The 16679-nt window shown below is 60.0% G+C and carries 14 protein-coding genes and 1 tRNA gene; 5 read left to right on the top strand and 10 right to left on the bottom strand.

Annotation, left to right across the window (positions count from 1 at the left end):
* Nucleotides 1-306: 306 nt before the first annotated feature.
* The 5 genes from ACZ9HU_RS05875 to ACZ9HU_RS05855 all read right to left on the bottom strand — a co-directional run bounded on the left by ACZ9HU_RS05875 (nt 307) and on the right by ACZ9HU_RS05855 (nt 2522).
* Nucleotides 307-726, bottom strand: a complete 420-nt coding sequence (locus ACZ9HU_RS05875) for a hypothetical protein (RefSeq protein ID WP_476103374.1) — start codon at nt 724-726, stop codon at nt 307-309.
* Nucleotides 723-1268, bottom strand: coding sequence for a hypothetical protein (locus tag ACZ9HU_RS05870; RefSeq protein ID WP_476103372.1), 546 nt, complete (start codon nt 1266-1268; stop codon nt 723-725). The genes ACZ9HU_RS05875 and ACZ9HU_RS05870 overlap by 4 nt, the downstream gene beginning before the upstream one ends.
* Entirely contained in the window at nt 1265-1621 is a 357-nt protein-coding gene (locus tag ACZ9HU_RS05865; RefSeq protein WP_476103369.1) for a hypothetical protein, read from the bottom strand. Before ACZ9HU_RS05865 ends, ACZ9HU_RS05870 begins: the two co-directional genes overlap by 4 nt.
* Entirely contained in the window at nt 1621-1887 is a 267-nt protein-coding gene (locus tag ACZ9HU_RS05860) for a hypothetical protein (protein WP_476103367.1), read from the bottom strand. The genes ACZ9HU_RS05865 and ACZ9HU_RS05860 overlap by 1 nt, the downstream gene beginning before the upstream one ends.
* A gap of 104 nt (nt 1888-1991) precedes the next feature.
* On the bottom strand, nt 1992-2522 hold the full coding sequence (locus ACZ9HU_RS05855) for a DUF551 domain-containing protein (protein ID WP_476103365.1): 531 nt from the start codon (nt 2520-2522) through the stop codon (nt 1992-1994).
* A gap of 51 nt (nt 2523-2573) precedes the next feature.
* Here ACZ9HU_RS05855 and ACZ9HU_RS05850 point away from each other — a divergent pair.
* Together ACZ9HU_RS05850 and ACZ9HU_RS05845 are read left to right on the top strand one after the other, a co-directional pair.
* A tRNA-Leu gene (locus ACZ9HU_RS05850) sits at nt 2574-2699 on the top strand.
* A 161-nt stretch (nt 2700-2860) separates the two neighbouring features.
* The gene (locus ACZ9HU_RS05845) at nt 2861-4336 is read left to right on the top strand and encodes an oligosaccharide flippase family protein (protein WP_476103363.1); all 1476 of its coding nucleotides are present in this window, start codon (nt 2861-2863) and stop codon (nt 4334-4336) included.
* Here ACZ9HU_RS05845 and ACZ9HU_RS05840 read toward each other — a convergent pair.
* Nucleotides 4333-5232, bottom strand: coding sequence for a glycosyltransferase family 2 protein (locus ACZ9HU_RS05840; protein ID WP_476103361.1), 900 nt, complete (start codon nt 5230-5232; stop codon nt 4333-4335). The two genes, ACZ9HU_RS05845 and ACZ9HU_RS05840, sit on opposite strands and share 4 nt — an antisense overlap.
* 263 nt (nt 5233-5495) lie before the next feature.
* Between ACZ9HU_RS05840 and ACZ9HU_RS05835 the strand changes: the two genes are divergently transcribed.
* Nucleotides 5496-6719, top strand: coding sequence for an NADP-dependent isocitrate dehydrogenase (locus tag ACZ9HU_RS05835; RefSeq protein WP_476103359.1), 1224 nt, complete (start codon nt 5496-5498; stop codon nt 6717-6719).
* Nucleotides 6720-6872: 153 nt separating this feature from the next.
* On the opposite strand, the gene ACZ9HU_RS05830 is transcribed toward ACZ9HU_RS05835, so the two are convergent.
* The gene (locus tag ACZ9HU_RS05830; protein ID WP_476103357.1) at nt 6873-7601 is read right to left on the bottom strand and encodes a tetratricopeptide repeat protein; all 729 of its coding nucleotides are present in this window, start codon (nt 7599-7601) and stop codon (nt 6873-6875) included.
* A gap of 198 nt (nt 7602-7799) precedes the next feature.
* Between ACZ9HU_RS05830 and ACZ9HU_RS05825 the strand changes: the two genes are divergently transcribed.
* Both ACZ9HU_RS05825 and ACZ9HU_RS05820 read left to right on the top strand, forming a co-directional pair.
* On the top strand, nt 7800-9578 hold the full coding sequence (locus tag ACZ9HU_RS05825) for a cation:proton antiporter domain-containing protein (protein WP_476103355.1): 1779 nt from the start codon (nt 7800-7802) through the stop codon (nt 9576-9578).
* 108 nt (nt 9579-9686) lie between these two features.
* The gene (locus ACZ9HU_RS05820) at nt 9687-10139 is read left to right on the top strand and encodes a hypothetical protein (RefSeq protein WP_476103353.1); all 453 of its coding nucleotides are present in this window, start codon (nt 9687-9689) and stop codon (nt 10137-10139) included.
* 58 nt (nt 10140-10197) lie between these two features.
* Here the strand turns inward: ACZ9HU_RS05820 and alaS are convergent, their stop codons facing one another.
* From alaS to ACZ9HU_RS05805, 3 genes are all read right to left on the bottom strand, one after another.
* Nucleotides 10198-12846 carry an alanine--tRNA ligase gene (gene alaS, locus ACZ9HU_RS05815; protein ID WP_476103351.1) on the bottom strand — a complete coding sequence of 883 codons (2649 nt, stop codon included), beginning with the start codon at nt 12844-12846 and terminating at the stop codon, nt 10198-10200.
* A 190-nt stretch (nt 12847-13036) separates the two neighbouring features.
* Complete coding sequence (gene recA / locus ACZ9HU_RS05810; RefSeq protein WP_476103349.1) at nt 13037-14110, bottom strand: recombinase RecA; 1074 nt, start codon at nt 14108-14110, stop codon at nt 13037-13039.
* Nucleotides 14111-14217: 107 nt separating this feature from the next.
* Nucleotides 14218-16677 (bottom strand): response regulator, encoded by a 2460-nt coding sequence (locus ACZ9HU_RS05805; RefSeq protein ID WP_476103686.1) that lies wholly within the window; start codon nt 16675-16677, stop codon nt 14218-14220.
* Nucleotides 16678-16679 lie beyond the last annotated feature (2 nt).

The raw sequence follows: 16679 nt of genomic DNA, 5'->3' as shown, positions 1-16679 counted from the left end.
AACGGTACCTATGTCGTTGGCCAATGCACAATGACGCCCGATGGCACATACACTTCCGGCCCAGCGCAGGTGGCTCCCGATGGTTCATATGTGGCTGGCACGCCGCGCATGGCCCCTGATGGAAGCTATATGGGCGGTTCCGGTAAGGTCACGCTCTGCCCAAACGGGAAATATGTTGCAGGGAATAGGTGCGTCATGGCTCCCGATGGGAGCTATGTTGGCTCGCCTTAACCTACCTCAATGAAACCCCGGCTTCCTCGCGGAGGCCGGGGGCAAAGCAAGCGAACTCACCGTGACATGGTGATCCTAATCCGCCGCCGAATCGCTGGCAACAGCCTCCTTTGCCTTTAGGATCGCGGCGGCCAAAGCCAGCGCCTCAGTGATCGCGCTGCCGGTGAAATCCGGGCAACCATCCTCAAAGCTGTTCAAGGTCACGCAGGCCCAAGGCATGTCATCCTCGCCGCAAGATCCGCATGCCCATGAGTGGCCATCGGGGAGGAGCAGCCTCACTGCATCGAGGTATGCGCCGCAGTCTAGCATGGCATGGAAAGATTGCTTATTGACGTACCAGTGATGGTAAAGCGGTTGGCGCAGCGTTCCCGGCCCTTGCCACTCTGGCTCATCTTCCAGTTTGGGCTGGGGGCATAATGATGACCACACCTCCAACAACAACTCCCGCTCCTGCTGCATAGCACCAGCCTCAAGACGCTGGATAAGGTCAGTCATTGCGCGTCTCCGATCAGGGCGAGAAGGGTTTCCGCAGCTTCTACAACAGCGATTTCATCGCCAGTATCCCGTGCATCCAATACCAACTTAGCAAGGCGCAGCGCCTCGGCGCGGACCTGTGCGGGCGTGGGTTGTGGGGTGGCAATGGCATCCAAATCATTTTTTGACCAAGTAAGGCCAACGTCACGCCTGCCATACTTTTCGATCACACGGCGAAATTCATGAAGAATATAAAACGGTCTATTGATACCAGAAAACCCGCCAAGTTGATTCTCTTGCAAATCGCGCCAAAGCCTCTCGGCATCGGCAAGGATGGCTTTTGCCTCATCCTTGCTCAATAATTCAGGGGGCTCGCGCCCCACAGGTTCAGCCGATGGCGCGGGCATGGCGGATAGGGCGGCGCGACTTACCTTGTCCCAATTATTCAAGGCAGCCCCTAGCGCTACCGTACCAGAAAGTCCCCTTGAATAAGAGCGGGCTTGTGCGGCCAGCTTGTTGCCAGCCTCCACCACATCCGCAGCGGGTTCGGTCTTATTGGTCATGGTGCGTCTCCTGTGTAGCTGAACAAATTCCCCTGCCCGGCAAAGGCGCGCTCACGGATGCCCGCCCGGCGCATGGGGTTGTCGTATCGGTTGTGGCACCGCTGGCACATGGCCTTGAGGTTCCCATCCTCACAATGCTCAGGCACATGGTCGAGATGGGCGACCGTCAAGATGACCTTGCTACCGGTGATCGGATGCGCCTCGTAATTGATGGCGCTGCACCGGCCTCCGTGATCGTCACCGCATTCCCCGTCGCACTCGCAGCGGCCTTCTGCGCGTTCGGTCCTGATGCGCAGGCTGATGGTTTTCCAGTCCTTCGGATAGCGGGCGCGGTTCTCGGGCCGGATCGGCATCACCCCTCTCCCTTCTGTGCGCCATCTCGAATAGCGGCATCGAGCGCAGGCAATCCACCGCCGCCAGGGCCAAAGAATCGGTGCAACGCATCTGGCGAGAGCAGGTTTTTGGCTCGCTCAACATCAGCCGGATTGTTCAGGTCAAACGTGGCGATAGGCTGGGAATGGCCATCGGGAAAAGCCGCGTTATAAGCAGCGCTCAATTCTTCCTCTGATGCCTCGCGATAGATCCCGCGTCCGTTGGAACACAGCGGTGGTGCGCTCATGCGCGGGCGGTGCGCTCGATATGGTTCCATGCAGTTGGCGCAACGGTTTTTGACCTTACTGGTATCCAGTGAGGCGAAGCGCATGGGTTCACCGGGCGAATAGGTCATACGCCATACCCCTCCTGCGCCGGAGGTGTTGGCATTGGCTGCCAGTGGGTTGGTTCCCATGGATCGTGCGGGCGCTGGATCGGCGTCCAACAGTGCCCAGCCTCATTCCAGTAGGCGGCCTCGGGTGGCTCAGCGTAACCCGCGACGAACTTGTTGCCGAACCATTGCATCGTCTCACCCATGCGGCAAGTCAGGATCGGGCTATCCCAGCCTTCCCTCGGCGTATTCTCATCAATCGGCCGCCAAGGATCTCCTGCGGGTTCCTCGAACGTATCCCAATGCGCATTCAGGATAGCGGCCACCCGGTCGGCAACCTCGCGCGGCTCGTAATAGAGCGAGACGATAAGCGCAGGGCATTTGACGCTCAGCGTAGTGCCGCCGCTCTCATTGCGCTTCGGGGCGTTCTGGTGGTGGATCGCGATGCACTCGCGCGCTAGATCCTCCTCATCGAGGTTGCGCAGATAGGCGGTGCTGGAGACGGTCCAAGCGACATGCGAATCGCCGGCAATAGCGGTTAATTGGCTCATGGGTTTTCCTTCAAAAACTTGCGTGAAATTTGCGTGAGACTCACGCAAAAGGGGTGCATGTTCTTTTATTGTTCCCACCCAGAAATGGGCAGAAACCCCGGAAAACTGCCATTTTGAGTCACGCTCGTTGCGTTGACATCGCAGGGGTCGGAAGTTCAATCCTTCCTACGCCCACCATTCAAAAACCCGCCAAGCTGCAAAGCTGGCGGGTTTTTTGATTCTGGTAATCAGGTCGCTTCATCGCCCCCTGCTCTCAGGATAAATCTTTACCTCTGCCGGTATAAATCATCGGCACTATGATCGCTGCCCATTCCCATCATTCGGTCGATTGCTGACCCATGTCGATTCGAGCCTCCATCGCATGGTCCATGGCGACGCAATATCTGGCCTTTGTGATCCAGTTCGGCGTCAGCGTCATCATCTCGCGGCTCTATCTCAGCCCGGCGGAATTTGGCGTCTATTCGGTGGCGCTGGCCTCCTCGATGCTGGTCTCGATGTTTCAGGATGCCGGGATCACGCGGTTCGTTTCCGGACAACAGGCGATGGACCCGGCCCATGTGCGTGACTATGCCGGGATCGCGGTTTCGATTGCCTGCGGCGTCGCGGTGGTTCTGGGGGCTTTGGCGCCGGTCATTGGCTATTTCTACGGCAACCCGACGCTGGTGCCGCTAACGCTCATCATTGCCGGGGCCAGCTTTATCAGCCCCTTCGCGCTAATCCCGGTCGGTCTGCTGACGCGAGAGATGAATTTTCGCGCGCTGTTTATCGCCAATATTTCCAGCGCTCTGTCGGGCGGCCTGCTCAGCATCTATCTGGCCTCGCGCGGGATCGGTCCTTCGGCGCTGGCCTGGGGGCTGCTGCTGGCGGCGATCCTGCGGACGGGGCTGGTGATGCGTTTTCGCCCGGTCTGGCCGCGAATCCCGCGTGAGTGGGCCACTGCGCGACCGCTCCTCTCTTTCAGCGCCAATTCCTTTTTCATCAGCGCCAGTGGCGCGATCGGCATGCGCACGCAAGACCTGATCGTTGCCCGCTTGCTGGGCGTAACCGCGACGGGCCTGTTCAGCCGCGCCACCGCTCTGTCGGCGCAATTATCCACCTTGGTCACCAGCGGGCTGACATCGGTGTTCTATTCCGCCTTTGCGCGTAAACGGGATGCGGGCGACCCGCTGGCGCCGTCCTATCTGCACCTGACGGCCTGCAATACGGCGGTCAATTGGGCCGCGATGGTGGGACTGGGATTGGCCGCAGGGCCCCTGGTGCATTTGCTCTATGGGCCGAAATGGGCGGGCGTGGTGCCGCTGCTGAAATGGACCGCGATTTCGGAAACCTTATTTGTGGCGATCCCGCTGCAAATGGATGTGCCGATCCTGTTGGGTCGCATCCGCACATTGATCTGGGTGAACTGGATCGACACCGCCATCATTCTGGCCTGCCTCACCATCGCCTGCTTCATCGGCGTCGAAGCGGCGGCGGCCAGTCGCATCGTCTATGGTCTAATCTGGGTGGGTATCTATGGCGTATTTCTTGGCCGCCTGATGCACTTTCGTTTTCGCAGCCTGCTCAACATCTATTGGCGCAGCGCGGTGGCGGCCTATGGCGCGGGCATTCCCTTGATTATCGCGCAAAACTGGCTGGGCATGGGCGCGGCAGACATTGGCTGGGGCTTGCTGATTGCGCTTTCGCTGGCGGGCATTCCCTGCTGGCTGGCCTGCCTGTTTCTGGTTCGCCACCCGGCCACGATTGAAATCCGCAACATCGGATTGCGGATGTATTCTATTGGAATGGAAAAGCTGGGGCGCCGCTCGGCGGCCTAAGCCGCGCGAGGTTTGAGCAGAGTGGCGGCGTAACTGGCTGCCACGCGCAGTTCCAATTCGTCGCGGAACAATTCGGCCGCCGATCCGGCCCCCACCAGACGGCGCGCCGCGCAACCGGCAATCTTGCGCCAATACCACCGCTGGGCCAGCATATTGGGCCTCGAAAGCAACGTGTCACAGGTGGCCAGATCGCGCCCTTCACGCAGCGCCCATTGGCGGAAATATTCCCGGCTGACGCGCGCGGGTTGCAACAGGTGGGTCACGCCAAAATCAGGGCAATAGAACCCGCGCTTGCCCTGATCGGTCAACCATTGGTTGAGCCAGCGATCCTCCGCCGTGTTGAAGACTTCGGGATAGGGACCGAATTCGTCGAAAATCCTGGCCCGCAGCGCGCAATTCCCCTGCGTCAACATGCCGTGAAAGCCGGGGGCGAACTGTCGCCGCTCCGCCCCATGGTCAATAAAACCAAGGGCGCCATTGAACCCCGACGGCAACCATTCCGGCAGACTGCTGCCCGCGGGAAAAAGGACCGGGCCGGCGATATAGTCCGTTTCGGGATCGGCAAATTCGCGCCGAATCGCCTGAAACCAGCCCGGTACGATGCGTTCATCATCATCGAAACAAGCGACGATCTCCGAGCTGACATGAACCAGCGCAGCGTTCAACGCATGTTGAGGACCGGGGCGCGCTTCATAGAGCGGCACCAAAGTTTCGCCATAGGTTTGGCGCAAAGACTGCAACAATGCCGCCGTGCCATCACTCGACGCATTATCGACCACCAGCAGGCGTGCATTCACCCCGCGCATATCGGCGGCAAAGAAAGACGCCACCGCATCGGGCAACATGTCCGCCCGATTATGCGTGCGCAAAATGACATCAACTTCAAGGGCAGACATGGATGGCTCCAACCGCTTGGGGCCTGATCACATCAGGCGAACGTTCCGGTCAGGATAATCTACGGCATCGGCGTTAAAATAGCCTTGCCCAGAGCCGGAAAGGCGGCTGAATGCCTTAGTTGCGCCAGATTTTTGATATGACTTCGCAATATCAAAAACATTCCACCTTATGCAACCCACATTGCGAAAACCCGCCCTTGCGCGGCGGAAATCCTATGCTACGGGGGAAGGCAAGCCAATCCACCCCAGGGAAGATAAAGCACATGGCAAAAATCAAGGTAGCCAACCCCGTCGTCGAAATCGACGGCGATGAAATGACCAAGATCATTTGGCAGTGGATCCGTGAACGACTGATCCTGCCGTATCTGGACATCGACCTGAAGTATTACGACCTGTCGGTGGAAAATCGCGACGCGACCAACGACCAGGTGACGGTCGATTCGGCCAACGCGATCCGCGAATATGGCGTCGGCGTAAAGTGCGCCACGATCACCCCGGACGAAGCCCGCGTGGAAGAATTCAACCTCAAGGAAATGTGGAAGTCGCCCAACGGCACGATCCGCAACATCCTGGGCGGCGTTGTGTTCCGCGAACCCATCGTGATCAGCAACGTGCCCCGTCTGGTGCCGGGCTGGACCGACCCCATCGTGGTTGGCCGTCACGCCTTTGGTGACCAGTATCGCGCCACCGACTTCCTCGTCCCCGGCCCTGGCAAGCTGCGCCTGGTGTTTGAAGGCGACGATGGTCAGGTGATCGACCGCGAAGTGTTCAAGTTCCCGTCGGCAGGCGTCGCCATGTCGATGTACAATCTGGATGATTCGATCCGCGACTTTGCCCGCGCATCGTTCAACTATGGCCTGTCGCTTGGCTGGCCGGTGTATCTGTCGACCAAGAACACCATTATCAAGAAGTATGACGGTCGCTTCAAGGACCTGTTCGCCGAAGTCTTCGCCACCGAAGGTTTCGCCGAAAAGTTCAAGGAAGCCGGCATCCACTACGAACACCGTCTGATCGACGACATGGTGGCCTCGGCCCTCAAGTGGTCGGGCAAGTTCGTTTGGGCGTGCAAGAACTATGACGGCGACGTTCAGTCGGACACCGTCGCGCAGGGCTTTGGCTCCCTGGGCCTGATGACCTCGGTTCTGATGTCGCCCGACGGCAAGACCGTCGAAGCCGAAGCCGCCCACGGCACCGTGACCCGTCACTATCGCCAGCACCAGCAGGGCAAGGCGACCTCGACGAACCCGATCGCCTCGATCTTCGCGTGGACGCGCGGCCTGATCTATCGCGGCCGTTTCGACAACACCCCCGAAGTGGTGAAGTTTGCCCAGACGCTGGAACGCGTCTGCATCGAAACCGTGGAAAGCGGCAAGATGACCAAGGACCTCGCGCTGCTGATCGGCCCCGAACAGGGCTGGCTGACGACCGAAGCGTTCTTCGAAGCCATCGTGCAGAACCTCGAAGCCGAAATGGCCAAGGAAGCGTAATCGCTCCTCGATCATTTGACGACGAAAAGAGAGGCTCGGGAAACCGGGCCTCTTCTTTTTGGCGCGTTTTACGCGGGCTGAGATCAAATAAAAAGGGCGCCTGCGTTAACAGGCGCCCTTCAGCTTCCCCCCTGAAAGAGGGTCATTAGGGTCTTAGCCGCCCTTCTGTTCCATCGCACCGCGCTTGCGGGCAATATATTGCAGTTCGCCCAGCGCGATCTTGTTTTGCGGATCGTCGCTCAGGCTGTCCCGATAGGCTTTCTCCCCACCTTCGAGATCACCCTTGTCCACCAGCAGATAGCCGATGCCGCGCAAAGCCGCTGCGCGATATTTCTGCTGGCCCGGCGCCGATGCCAGTTCAGCAGCATGGCGATAGGTTTCCATGGCCGAAGCCTTGTCCCCGCCGGCGCGATAGGCATAGGCCAGTTCGACAAAATAGCGCGGATAGTCGGGCGAAAGCTGGGTCAATTGTTCCAACGCTTCGATCGCGTCGGTGCGGCGGCCCAATTCGGTCAGAGCAAAAGCGCGCAAATAGAGTGCATCGCACAGATCCGCGTCCAGCACCTTTACCCCGCGCGCGACCAAACCGTCATGCTGGCAATAGGGCTTTGCCCCGCTGGCCTTGCCCACCATTTGCAGCTTGCCCATTGCCGGTTCGAGCAACGCCAGCGCATCGGCCGAACGCCCCGATCGCATCAGATCCATGGCCGCCGCAACCGGAGAAAGAGCCATCGAAGTCGACGGGCTTTCCACCTGCACCGCGGCGGCCATGGTCACCGGCGTAGCAAGATCGGCGGCCTGAGCCGGGATGGCGAGCACGCCAGCGGCCGAAACCGCATATCCCGCCAGGTACAACCAAATCCGCTTACCGGTCTTACGCATCCAACAAATCCCCAAACTTCTTTTCGTTGCATTCTGATTATCCGATTCGCCCTTTCACGCAAAGCGAAAAATGCAACGCCAATTGCACAAAACGCAACAGTGGTTATTTTTGTGACCAGCCCATGACAATTTCGCCACGTTCCATGTCCGGGTGGGTTCGACCGTGACATATCCGCCACCATCGCTTAGCCTGCGGATATGGCTCATGTTTCATTTTCTCCTTCGACACCGCTTGGTGACGCGCTGGTCATTCTGGGCGCGGCGGGCATCGTAATTCCGGTTTTTGCACGTTTTCGCATTACGCCGGTGATCGGCTTCATTCTGGTCGGGCTGTTGGTCGGCCCCTACGGCCTTGGCCGCCACGTGGCCGACGCCCCGTGGCTGGCCTATGTCACGATCACCGACGCACAGGCTTTGGCGCCTTATGCCGAATTCGGCATCATCCTCCTGCTGTTCTCGGTCGGCTTGGAGCTGTCTTTCGACCGCCTTTGGGCCATGCGCAAACAAGTGCTGGGATTGGGCGCAGCCGAATTGCTGGTGGCGGCGCTGGTTCTGGGCATCGGCCTGAAAATGATGGGACAGAGCGCCGTCGGATCGGTCGGCCTTGGCTTTGCCCTGTCCATGTCGTCGACGGCGCTGGTCCTGCCTATTGCCGGATCGACCACTCCGGTTGGACGCGCCGCCTTGGCCATGCTGTTGTTTGAAGATTTGGCGCTGGTGCCGATCATCTTCCTGCTGGGTGCGCTGGCCCCGCGTGCGGGCGGCGCCGATTGGGTCGAACTGGCGCAAACGCTGGGTTATGGCGCGCTGGTCGTCGCCATTCTGATGGTCTTTGGCCGCTATTTTCTGCCCCACCTGTTTGCGCAGGCGGCGCGGACCAAAAGCCCCGAACTCTTCCTGTCGGCCAGCTTGCTGGTCGTCATCGTCGCGTCCCTTGCAACCGCAGGCGTCGGCCTTTCGCCCATCGTTGGCGCGCTGATCGCGGGCCTGCTGATCGCCGAAACCGAATATCACACCGAGGTCGAGGGTATCACCGCGCCCTTCAAGGGGCTGGCTCTGGGGATTTTCCTGATCACGGTGGGCATGAGCATCGATCTGGCCGCTGTTGCGAGAAACTGGGTTGCGATCCTTGCCGCCACGGCCGGTGTCGTCGTGGTCAAGGCGATAGTGACAGGCGGCATCCTTCGCCTGACTGGCGCGCGGCGCGGCGTCGCAACCGAGGCGGGCATCCTGATGGCCAGCCCTTCGGAAACCACCCTTATCGTTCTGGCCACGGCCAGCAGCGCGGCCCTGATTGCCCCCGGCACCGCCCAGTTCTGGCAGACGGTGACGGCCTTCGGCCTGACCGTAACGCCATTGCTGGCATGGGCGGGACGGCGCCTTGCCCGCCGGGTTGACGCCGCAGGGCAAAATGCGCCGTCGCTGGACGAGGAAAGCCCGCCACACGCCGTCATCATCGGTTTCGGCCGGGTCGGGCGATTGGTGGCCGACATGCTGAAAACGCATGACAAACCCTATGTCGGCGTCGATTCCGACCCCGATCTGGTGGCCAGCGCCTTGCGTCAGGGCTATCACGCCACTTTTGGCGAAGCCTCGTCAAACCACATGATCGAAAGGCTCGGCCTTGAACGTGCCAATTGCGTGATCCTGACCATGGATGAACCGCGCACAGCCCAACGTTTGGTCAAAAAATTGCGCGCACAATATCCCGACCTGCCGATCCTGGCCCGCGCGCGCGACACAATCCACGCGGCGACCATGTATCGCGCCGGCGTCACCCATGCGATCCCTGAAACGCTGGAGGCAACCTTGCAATTGTCCGAAGCGGTGCTGGTCGAATTGGGCGTGCCGATGGGCTTTGTCATCGCCTCGATCCACGAAAAACGTGACGAATATCGCGAAACGATCATGCAAGACGGGGGCCTGACTGAGAAGCCGAAGCTCAAAAGCTCAACCCTTCGCGAACGCGCAGGATGAGAAAGCGCTACAAGGTCTTGGCATTTACATTGGCCGCGCCATTTGTGGCGACGTTCCTTTTTGAACAACCCGGCCCAATATGTGCATTGGTCCGACCGCGCCAAGAATATGACTTGGATGATAGGTTTCCCTTGGGGCGTACCTTGCGAAACCTATCATACCGAAAAAAACGCCGATGGCTCCACTTTCGCCTACACCTCCACCGACGATTCCCCCAAATGCATCCGCTATGATCCGCCGCGCCAATTCGACGGCATCTGGTGGGACGAATTTGAAGGGGAGGCCTATTGGGACTTCGCCCGCATCGTGCCGATGGAGGACGGAAAACCCGATTTCGGCGGGGCGGCATGGCTGCAATTCGATTTGGCGCAGATGGCAGGCAAAGATATTGACCGCATTAATGGCCACGAAAAACCTTGGCATATCCGCTTCATCGGCAGGAAGACCTCGGTTCCCGGCTATCACGGTCATTACGGCTATTTTCGCCACAATGTGATTGTTGAACGGATCATTTCCTTGGAGCCGATGCCGAGGCCCAAAGGCTATAAAAACAGATTCTAAACAAAAAGCCGCCGCAGGTTTCCCCGCGACGGCTTATTTGTTTTCTATTCGGACAAGGTTACCCGGCAATCACCGCCTTGACCGCGGCAATCGCATCAGCAGCCTTGGAACCATCCGGCCCGCCGCCCTGCGCCATATCCGCGCGGCCGCCACCGCCCTTGCCACCAAGCGCCGCAACACCGGCACGCACCAAATCAACCGCGCTGACCGTTCCGGTCAGATCGTCCGTAACGGCAGCGGCGATAGCGCCCTTGCCGTCGTTGACCGCAACGATTACGGCCACGCCGCTACCCATCCGCTGCTTGGCCGTGTCGAGCAGACCGCGCAATTCCTTGGCGTCCAGACCGTCGATGACCTGACCGCTGAAGGTCACACCATTGATGGTTTCGTCCGCCGCCTGCGCCGCCGCGCCGCCGCCGCCCAAAGCAAGCGCCTTCTTGGCCTCGGCCAATTCGCGCTCCAGCTTTTTGCGTTCATCAAGCAAGGCCACAACGCGGGCCTCCACTTCATCAGGCGTCGTGCGCAGCGCCGAAGCCGCAGCCTTGAGTTGCTCCTCGCGGTTCACAAACCACTGACGCGCGCCCTCACCCGTCAAGGCTTCGATGCGGCGCACGCCCGAGGAAACTGCACTTTCGCTGACGATACGCAGAACGCCGATGTCGCCCAATGCGCGCACATGGGTGCCGCCGCAAAGTTCGACCGAGAAAGTCTTGCCCTCAGCCTTGCTGCCCATCGAAAGCACGCGAACCTCTTCGCCATACTTCTCACCAAACAGCGCCATGGCCCCTGCGGCAATCGCATCCTCAGGGCTCATCAAACGGGTGCTGACAACTTCGTTGCCGCGAATTTCCGCGTTCACTTCCGCTTCGATCGCCGCAATATCCTCGGCCGTCAGAGCAGTGGGCTGCGAAAAGTCAAAACGCAACCGTTCGGGCGCCACAAGCGAACCCTTCTGCGTCACATGCCCGCCCAAGCGGTTGCGCAAGGCCGCGTGCAAAAGGTGCGTTGCCGAGTGGTTCGCACGGATCGCATCGCGACGCGCCACATCGATCGACAAGGCCACCGCATCGCCCACCTTAACCGTGCCGCTTTCAACCTTGCCGCCATGGGCGTGCAGTCGGCCAAGCGGCTTTGCGGTGTCGTTAATGGTGATGGACAGACCGTCAGCGCCGGTAATCGTACCGGCATCGCCCATCTGACCACCCGATTCGCCATAAAACGGCGTCTGGTTCGTGATGATCGTCACCGCGTCGCCCGCGCTGGCGCTTTCGACTTCCTTGCCATCCTTGACGATGGACACGATCTGCGCTTCGCCGGTGGTGCTGGTGTAACCGGTAAATTCGGTCGCCCCGACGCGTTCGGCAATATCGAACCAAACTTCCCCGGCCGCAGCCTCGCCGCTACCCTTCCATGCCGCGCGAGCAGCGGCTTTCTGCTGCGCCATTGCGGCGTCAAAGCCATCCTTATCGACACTGATCCCGCGCGAACGCAGCGCATCCTCGGTCAAATCATAAGGGAAGCCGTAGGTGTCATAAAGCTTGAAGGCCGTTTCACCGGCCAAAGTACCGCCCTCGCCCAAACCATCGGTGGCTTCATCAAGCAGCTTCAGCCCCTTGTCGAGCGTCTGGCGGAACTTGGTTTCCTCACGCTCCAGCACTTCCTGAATCAAAGCCTGCGCACGTCCCAGCTCCGGATAAGCCGCGCCCATTTCGGTCACCAGTGCGGGCACCAGACGGTGCATCAACGGATCCTTGGCGCCCAGCAGATGCGCATGACGCATCGCCCGACGCATGATGCGGCGCAGAACATAACCGCGACCTTCATTGCTGGGCAGAACGCCATCAGCCAGAAGGAAGCTGGTCGAACGCAGGTGGTCGGCAATCACACGATGGCTGGCGCGCGTATCGCCCTCTGCCTTCACACCCGTCAGCGATTCGCTGGCCGAGATGAGAGCCTTGAATGTATCGATGTCGTAATTGTCGTGCTCGCCCTGCATGACCGCCGCGATACGTTCCAACCCCATGCCGGTATCAATGCTGGGCTTGGGCAGGCTTAGGCGCGTGCCGTCAGCCTGCTGCTCGAACTGCATGAACACGAGGTTCCAGATCTCGATGAAGCGGTCACCATCTTCCTCCGGCGACCCCGGAGGACCGCCCCAAATGTGATCGCCATGGTCAAAGAAAATCTCGCTGCACGGACCGCAAGGCCCGGTGTCGCCCATCGACCAGAAATTGTCACTGGTCGGAATGCGAATGATGCGATCATCCGAAAGACCGGCGATCTTTTGCCACAAGCCAAAGGCCTCATCATCAGTGTGATAGACCGTGACCAGCAGCTTGTCCTTAGGCAGGCCCCACTCCTTGGTCAGCAAGGACCATGCATGCGTGATCGCCTGTTCCTTGAAATAGTCGCCAAAGGAAAAATTTCCCAGCATTTCAAAGAACGTGTGGTGACGCGCCGTATAACCGACATTGTCGAGGTCATTGTGCTTGCCGCCCGCACGAACACATTTCTGGCTGCTGGTTGCCCGCGGGATCGCGCGCGTTTCAAGACCCGTAAAGACGTTCTTGAACGGGACCATGCCTGCGTTCGTGAACATCAATGTCGGATCGTTATACGGCACGAGCGGCGCGGACGGCACCACATCATGGCCGTTCGAGCCAAAATATTCGAGGAAGGAGCGGCGGATTTCGTTCGTCGAGATCATGGGGCCTGCCGATAAGCTACCAAAGGGCGGTGGACAAGCAGGAAGGCGCATTCAGAGCCATCGTTTTTGCCGAACAGAGCAATCTTTTGCCCAGTTTCCGCTGTTCAGCCCTACTTGCATTCTAAAAAAACAGGGGCGTGAGCGTCAATTCCGCCCACACCCCCGCGTTTTCAACCATCAACCAAAGGAATCACGCGTCATCTTCGGCCTCGGGACCGGCCATCATTTCACCGGCCAACCCTTCGGTCTGCGCACGAATGGCATTTTCGATCCGGTCACGCACTTCGGGGTGTTCGCGCAGATAGTTCTTCGAATTCTCGCGTCCCTGACCAATGCGGATCGAATCATAGCTGAACCATGCACCGGCCTTTTCAACGATCCCGGCCTTCACACCCAGATCGAGGATTTCACCGATTTTGGAAATGCCTTCGCCATACATGATGTCGAACTCGACCTGCTTGAAGGGCGGCGCCACCTTGTTCTTCACCACCTTCACGCGGGTGGCGTTGCCGACGATATCGTCGCGATCCTTGATCTGACCCGTGCGGCGAATGTCGAGACGCACCGACGCATAGAACTTGAGCGCATTGCCGCCCGTCGTGGTTTCCGGATTGCCGTACATCACGCCGATCTTCATGCGAACTTGGTTGATGAAGATGACCATACAACGCGAACGGCTGATCGAACCGGTCAGCTTGCGCAGCGCCTGGCTCATCAGACGCGCCTGAAGGCCCACATGGCTGTCGCCCATTTCACCTTCGATTTCGGCCCGCGGCACAAGGGCGGCAACCGAGTCGACCACCAGCACGTCAATCGCGTTCGAACGCACCAGCGTATCGACGATTTCCAGCGCCTGTTCGCCCGTATCGGGCTGCGACACGATCAGATTGTCGATATCGACGCCCAGTTTCTTGGCATAAACCGGATCGAGCGCGTGTTCGGCATCGACAAAAGCCGCCGTCCCGCCGCCCTTTTGTGCCTCTGCAATCGCGTGCAGCGCCAGAGTCGTCTTACCCGAGCTTTCGGGACCATAGATTTCGATAATACGCCCACGCGGCAAACCACCGATGCCCAGAGCAATATCAAGGCCCAGCGATCCGGTGGAAACGGCCTCCACCTGCATGGTTTCCTTGGCCCCCAGACGCATGGCAGATCCCTTGCCAAACGCCCGATCAATTTGTGCCAGAGCGGCTTCCAGCGCCTTTTGACGGTCCATGCTGTCCTTGTCCTTGCCTTCTTGAATCAGCTTGAGTTGAGCTGCCACATCCCGTCTCCTTGCTAAGGCGCTGTTGCCAAAGGTCAACACGGCATTGTGTATCGGATTTGTTCCAACGGAACAAGGGTGGAACAAAATTATTCCAACCGACCCGCTCAACCCTTCTTCGCGGCCCGTTTGGCCAACACTCCTGCCACTTTTCCAGCAATCTGACTTACGGAAAAAGGCTTAGCTATGAAGTGCATATTCTCGATATCGATCTCGCGGCGCAACTGCTCCTCGGCATAGCCGGACATGAACAGGACGGGCAAACCGGGTTCAACCGCGCGAATCGCCCGCGCCATGGCGGGGCCATCCATCGCGGGCATCACCACGTCCGAAACGATCAGGTCGAACATCGCCGCCCCTGATTCGCGCCTTGCCATCACCGCTTCAACGCCCTCTTCACCGTCACTGGCGGTTGTCACCTGATAACCGGCCCTGCTCAACGCCCTTTCCGCCACGACGCGCACGGCGTCCTCATCCTCAACCAAAAGGATATCGCCGCCGCCCGCCCAATGGGTCACTTCCTCACGCGGGCGCACCACGGTTTCCACCGCGCCATGATGTACCGGCAAATAGACCGTAAACCGTGCGCCCGCCGGAACCCCATCCTGCGCGGCAACATTGTCGGCAAAAATGAAGCCGCCCGATTGTTTTACAATGCCATAGACCGTCGAGAGGCCCAATCCCGTCCCGCGCCCCTGCTCCTTCGTGGTAAAGAACGGCTCCCAGATCTTGCCCAGAATATCGGCCGGAATGCCGCCGCCCGTGTCACGCACAACCAACGCCGTGTAATCGGCAATCGGCAGAATATCGCTGCCCATAGCGCGAACATCGGCCGCCGGAACCCGCCGCGTGGCCAGGATCAACGCCCCGCTGCCGTCGCCGCCCGCCTTGCGAGAGGCCTCCTGCATGGCATCGCGCGCGTTAACCACCAGATTGACGATGACCTGCTCCAACTGCGTCGGGTCGGCCCGCACCGCGCCCAGATCGCGGTCATGGCTGACCTGCAACTGGATCTTTTCGCCGATCAGGCGACGCAGCATTTGCGTAATATCCGACACGATATCGGGCAATTGCAGGACCTGTGGGCGCAGGGTCTGCTGACGACTAAACGCCAGCAATTGACGGGTCAGGCTGGCCGCTCGGTTTGAATTGGCGCGGATCTGTTGAATGTCGTCATAGTCGCTGTCACCCGGCGTATGGCGCAGCAGCATCAGGTCGCATGTGCCGATAATCGCGGTCAGCACATTGTTGAAATCATGCGCAACACCGCCCGCCAACTGGCCCACTGCCTGCATCTTGGTGGCCTGCGCCACCTGCCGCTTGAGCCGCGTTTCCTCGGTATTGTCGGTCAGGCCCAGCAGCACCGCCGCCTCCCCCAAACCGCGCACACCGGCCAGAGACAGCGAGACCGGATCATCCGGTTGCGCAGACAAACGCACCGCAACGTCCCCGCTGGTCGCCGCGCCATAGCCGAAACGGCGCACTGCATCCGACAAGGCCGCCTTATCCTCACGCACGACCAAATCGGTGGGATAGGTCGGAACCGCCTGCCCCTCCCGACCCGCAGCGCGCATGAAGGCCGCATTGGCAAACAACAGGCGGCCATCACGGTCCGCCATCGCCAGCCCCAATGGCAATCCGCCCAACAAAGCCTGCAAATGCGGCACCGCCGCGCTCACCTCACCCGAACCGCCAAGGCCGACGCCCTGATCAACCAGCAGCATCAATGAAGGGCTGAGTTGTGGGTCGGCCGGGGCCGGACCATCGGGATCGACCAGAGGCAGATAGAATAACGTCAAAGGCACCGAATGTTTGACATCATGCGCCCAGAAAATCCGGTCCTGCTCATCCTGAGTCAACAGGCCGATGAAGGGTTGGCCAAGCAACATCCCGTCGCCGCCCGACCTTTGCGCAAAGGCCTTGTTCACCGCACGCAGGCTGCCGTCCGTTTCGACAACCGCCGCACAAAAACCGGCATGGCCCAAAACGACGCCCAATTTGCCGTTCAGATGGTCGCACAGCGCATCGACCGGATCGGTAACCGCCAAACGATGAAGCCGCCAAATCAGGTAAGCCTCGCCCCGCCCCGCACGGGTCACTGCAATCCGCCAATAGCCGCCATCAGGCCCCAGCAGACCATCCGAAGTGCTGGCCCCGTCGCGCCAAGCCGAACGTGCCAATTCTTCCAGCACCGCGGCGGCGCCCTCACCAAAAGGCAAGGCAGGAGGCGCCCAGGCCCCGAATGCATTTTCAAATGATCCATTGGCGCAGACCAGACGCCCCGCCCGGTCCACCAACGCTACCGCCGAATCGCCCTCAATGGCGGCAACTGTCACCGACCAGTCGGGCTCAACCACCTCGGCTTCTTGCGCGCCGCCGCGCGTCCGGCCCAGTACGAACACCACCGCGCCCAGAACCAGCGCCCCGCCAACAAAGCCGGCCACCGCGCCCCATTGCCCCGTCGCCAACCACACCAGAGCGGCGCTGACCACCAGCGCCCCGCCGATCAGCAACAGTTCCATGACCGGCGCAGTCGTTTGGCCGCGCTCCTGTTCCCCCGACATCATCA

This window comes from Novosphingobium sp. Sphag1I (assembly GCF_056279125.1).
Note: the sequence above shows the minus strand (reverse complement) of the source record. Positions and strands in the feature narration are given on the sequence as shown.

Bases quoted from the DNA above. Each gene is read 5' to 3' on its own strand.
- ACZ9HU_RS05875 (WP_476103374.1), bottom strand. From the start codon at position 726: ATGACTGACCTTATCCAGCGTCTTGAGGCTGGTGCTATGCAGCAGGAG.
- ACZ9HU_RS05870 (WP_476103372.1), bottom strand. From the start codon at position 1,268: ATGACCAATAAGACCGAACCCGCTGCGGATGTGGTGGAGGCTGGCAAC.
- ACZ9HU_RS05865 (WP_476103369.1), bottom strand. From the start codon at position 1,621: ATGCCGATCCGGCCCGAGAACCGCGCCCGCTATCCGAAGGACTGGAAA.
- ACZ9HU_RS05860 (WP_476103367.1), bottom strand. From the start codon at position 1,887: ATGAGCGCACCACCGCTGTGTTCCAACGGACGCGGGATCTATCGCGAG.
- ACZ9HU_RS05855 (WP_476103365.1), bottom strand. From the start codon at position 2,522: ATGAGCCAATTAACCGCTATTGCCGGCGATTCGCATGTCGCTTGGACC.
- ACZ9HU_RS05845 (WP_476103363.1), top strand. From the start codon at position 2,861: ATGTCGATTCGAGCCTCCATCGCATGGTCCATGGCGACGCAATATCTG.
- ACZ9HU_RS05840 (WP_476103361.1), bottom strand. From the start codon at position 5,232: ATGTCTGCCCTTGAAGTTGATGTCATTTTGCGCACGCATAATCGGGCG.
- ACZ9HU_RS05835 (WP_476103359.1), top strand. From the start codon at position 5,496: ATGGCAAAAATCAAGGTAGCCAACCCCGTCGTCGAAATCGACGGCGAT.
- ACZ9HU_RS05830 (WP_476103357.1), bottom strand. From the start codon at position 7,601: ATGCGTAAGACCGGTAAGCGGATTTGGTTGTACCTGGCGGGATATGCG.
- ACZ9HU_RS05825 (WP_476103355.1), top strand. From the start codon at position 7,800: ATGGCTCATGTTTCATTTTCTCCTTCGACACCGCTTGGTGACGCGCTG.
- ACZ9HU_RS05820 (WP_476103353.1), top strand. From the start codon at position 9,687: ATGACTTGGATGATAGGTTTCCCTTGGGGCGTACCTTGCGAAACCTAT.
- alaS (WP_476103351.1), bottom strand. From the start codon at position 12,846: ATGATCTCGACGAACGAAATCCGCCGCTCCTTCCTCGAATATTTTGGC.
- ACZ9HU_RS05805 (WP_476103686.1), bottom strand. From the start codon at position 16,677: ATGATGTCGGGGGAACAGGAGCGCGGCCAAACGACTGCGCCGGTCATG.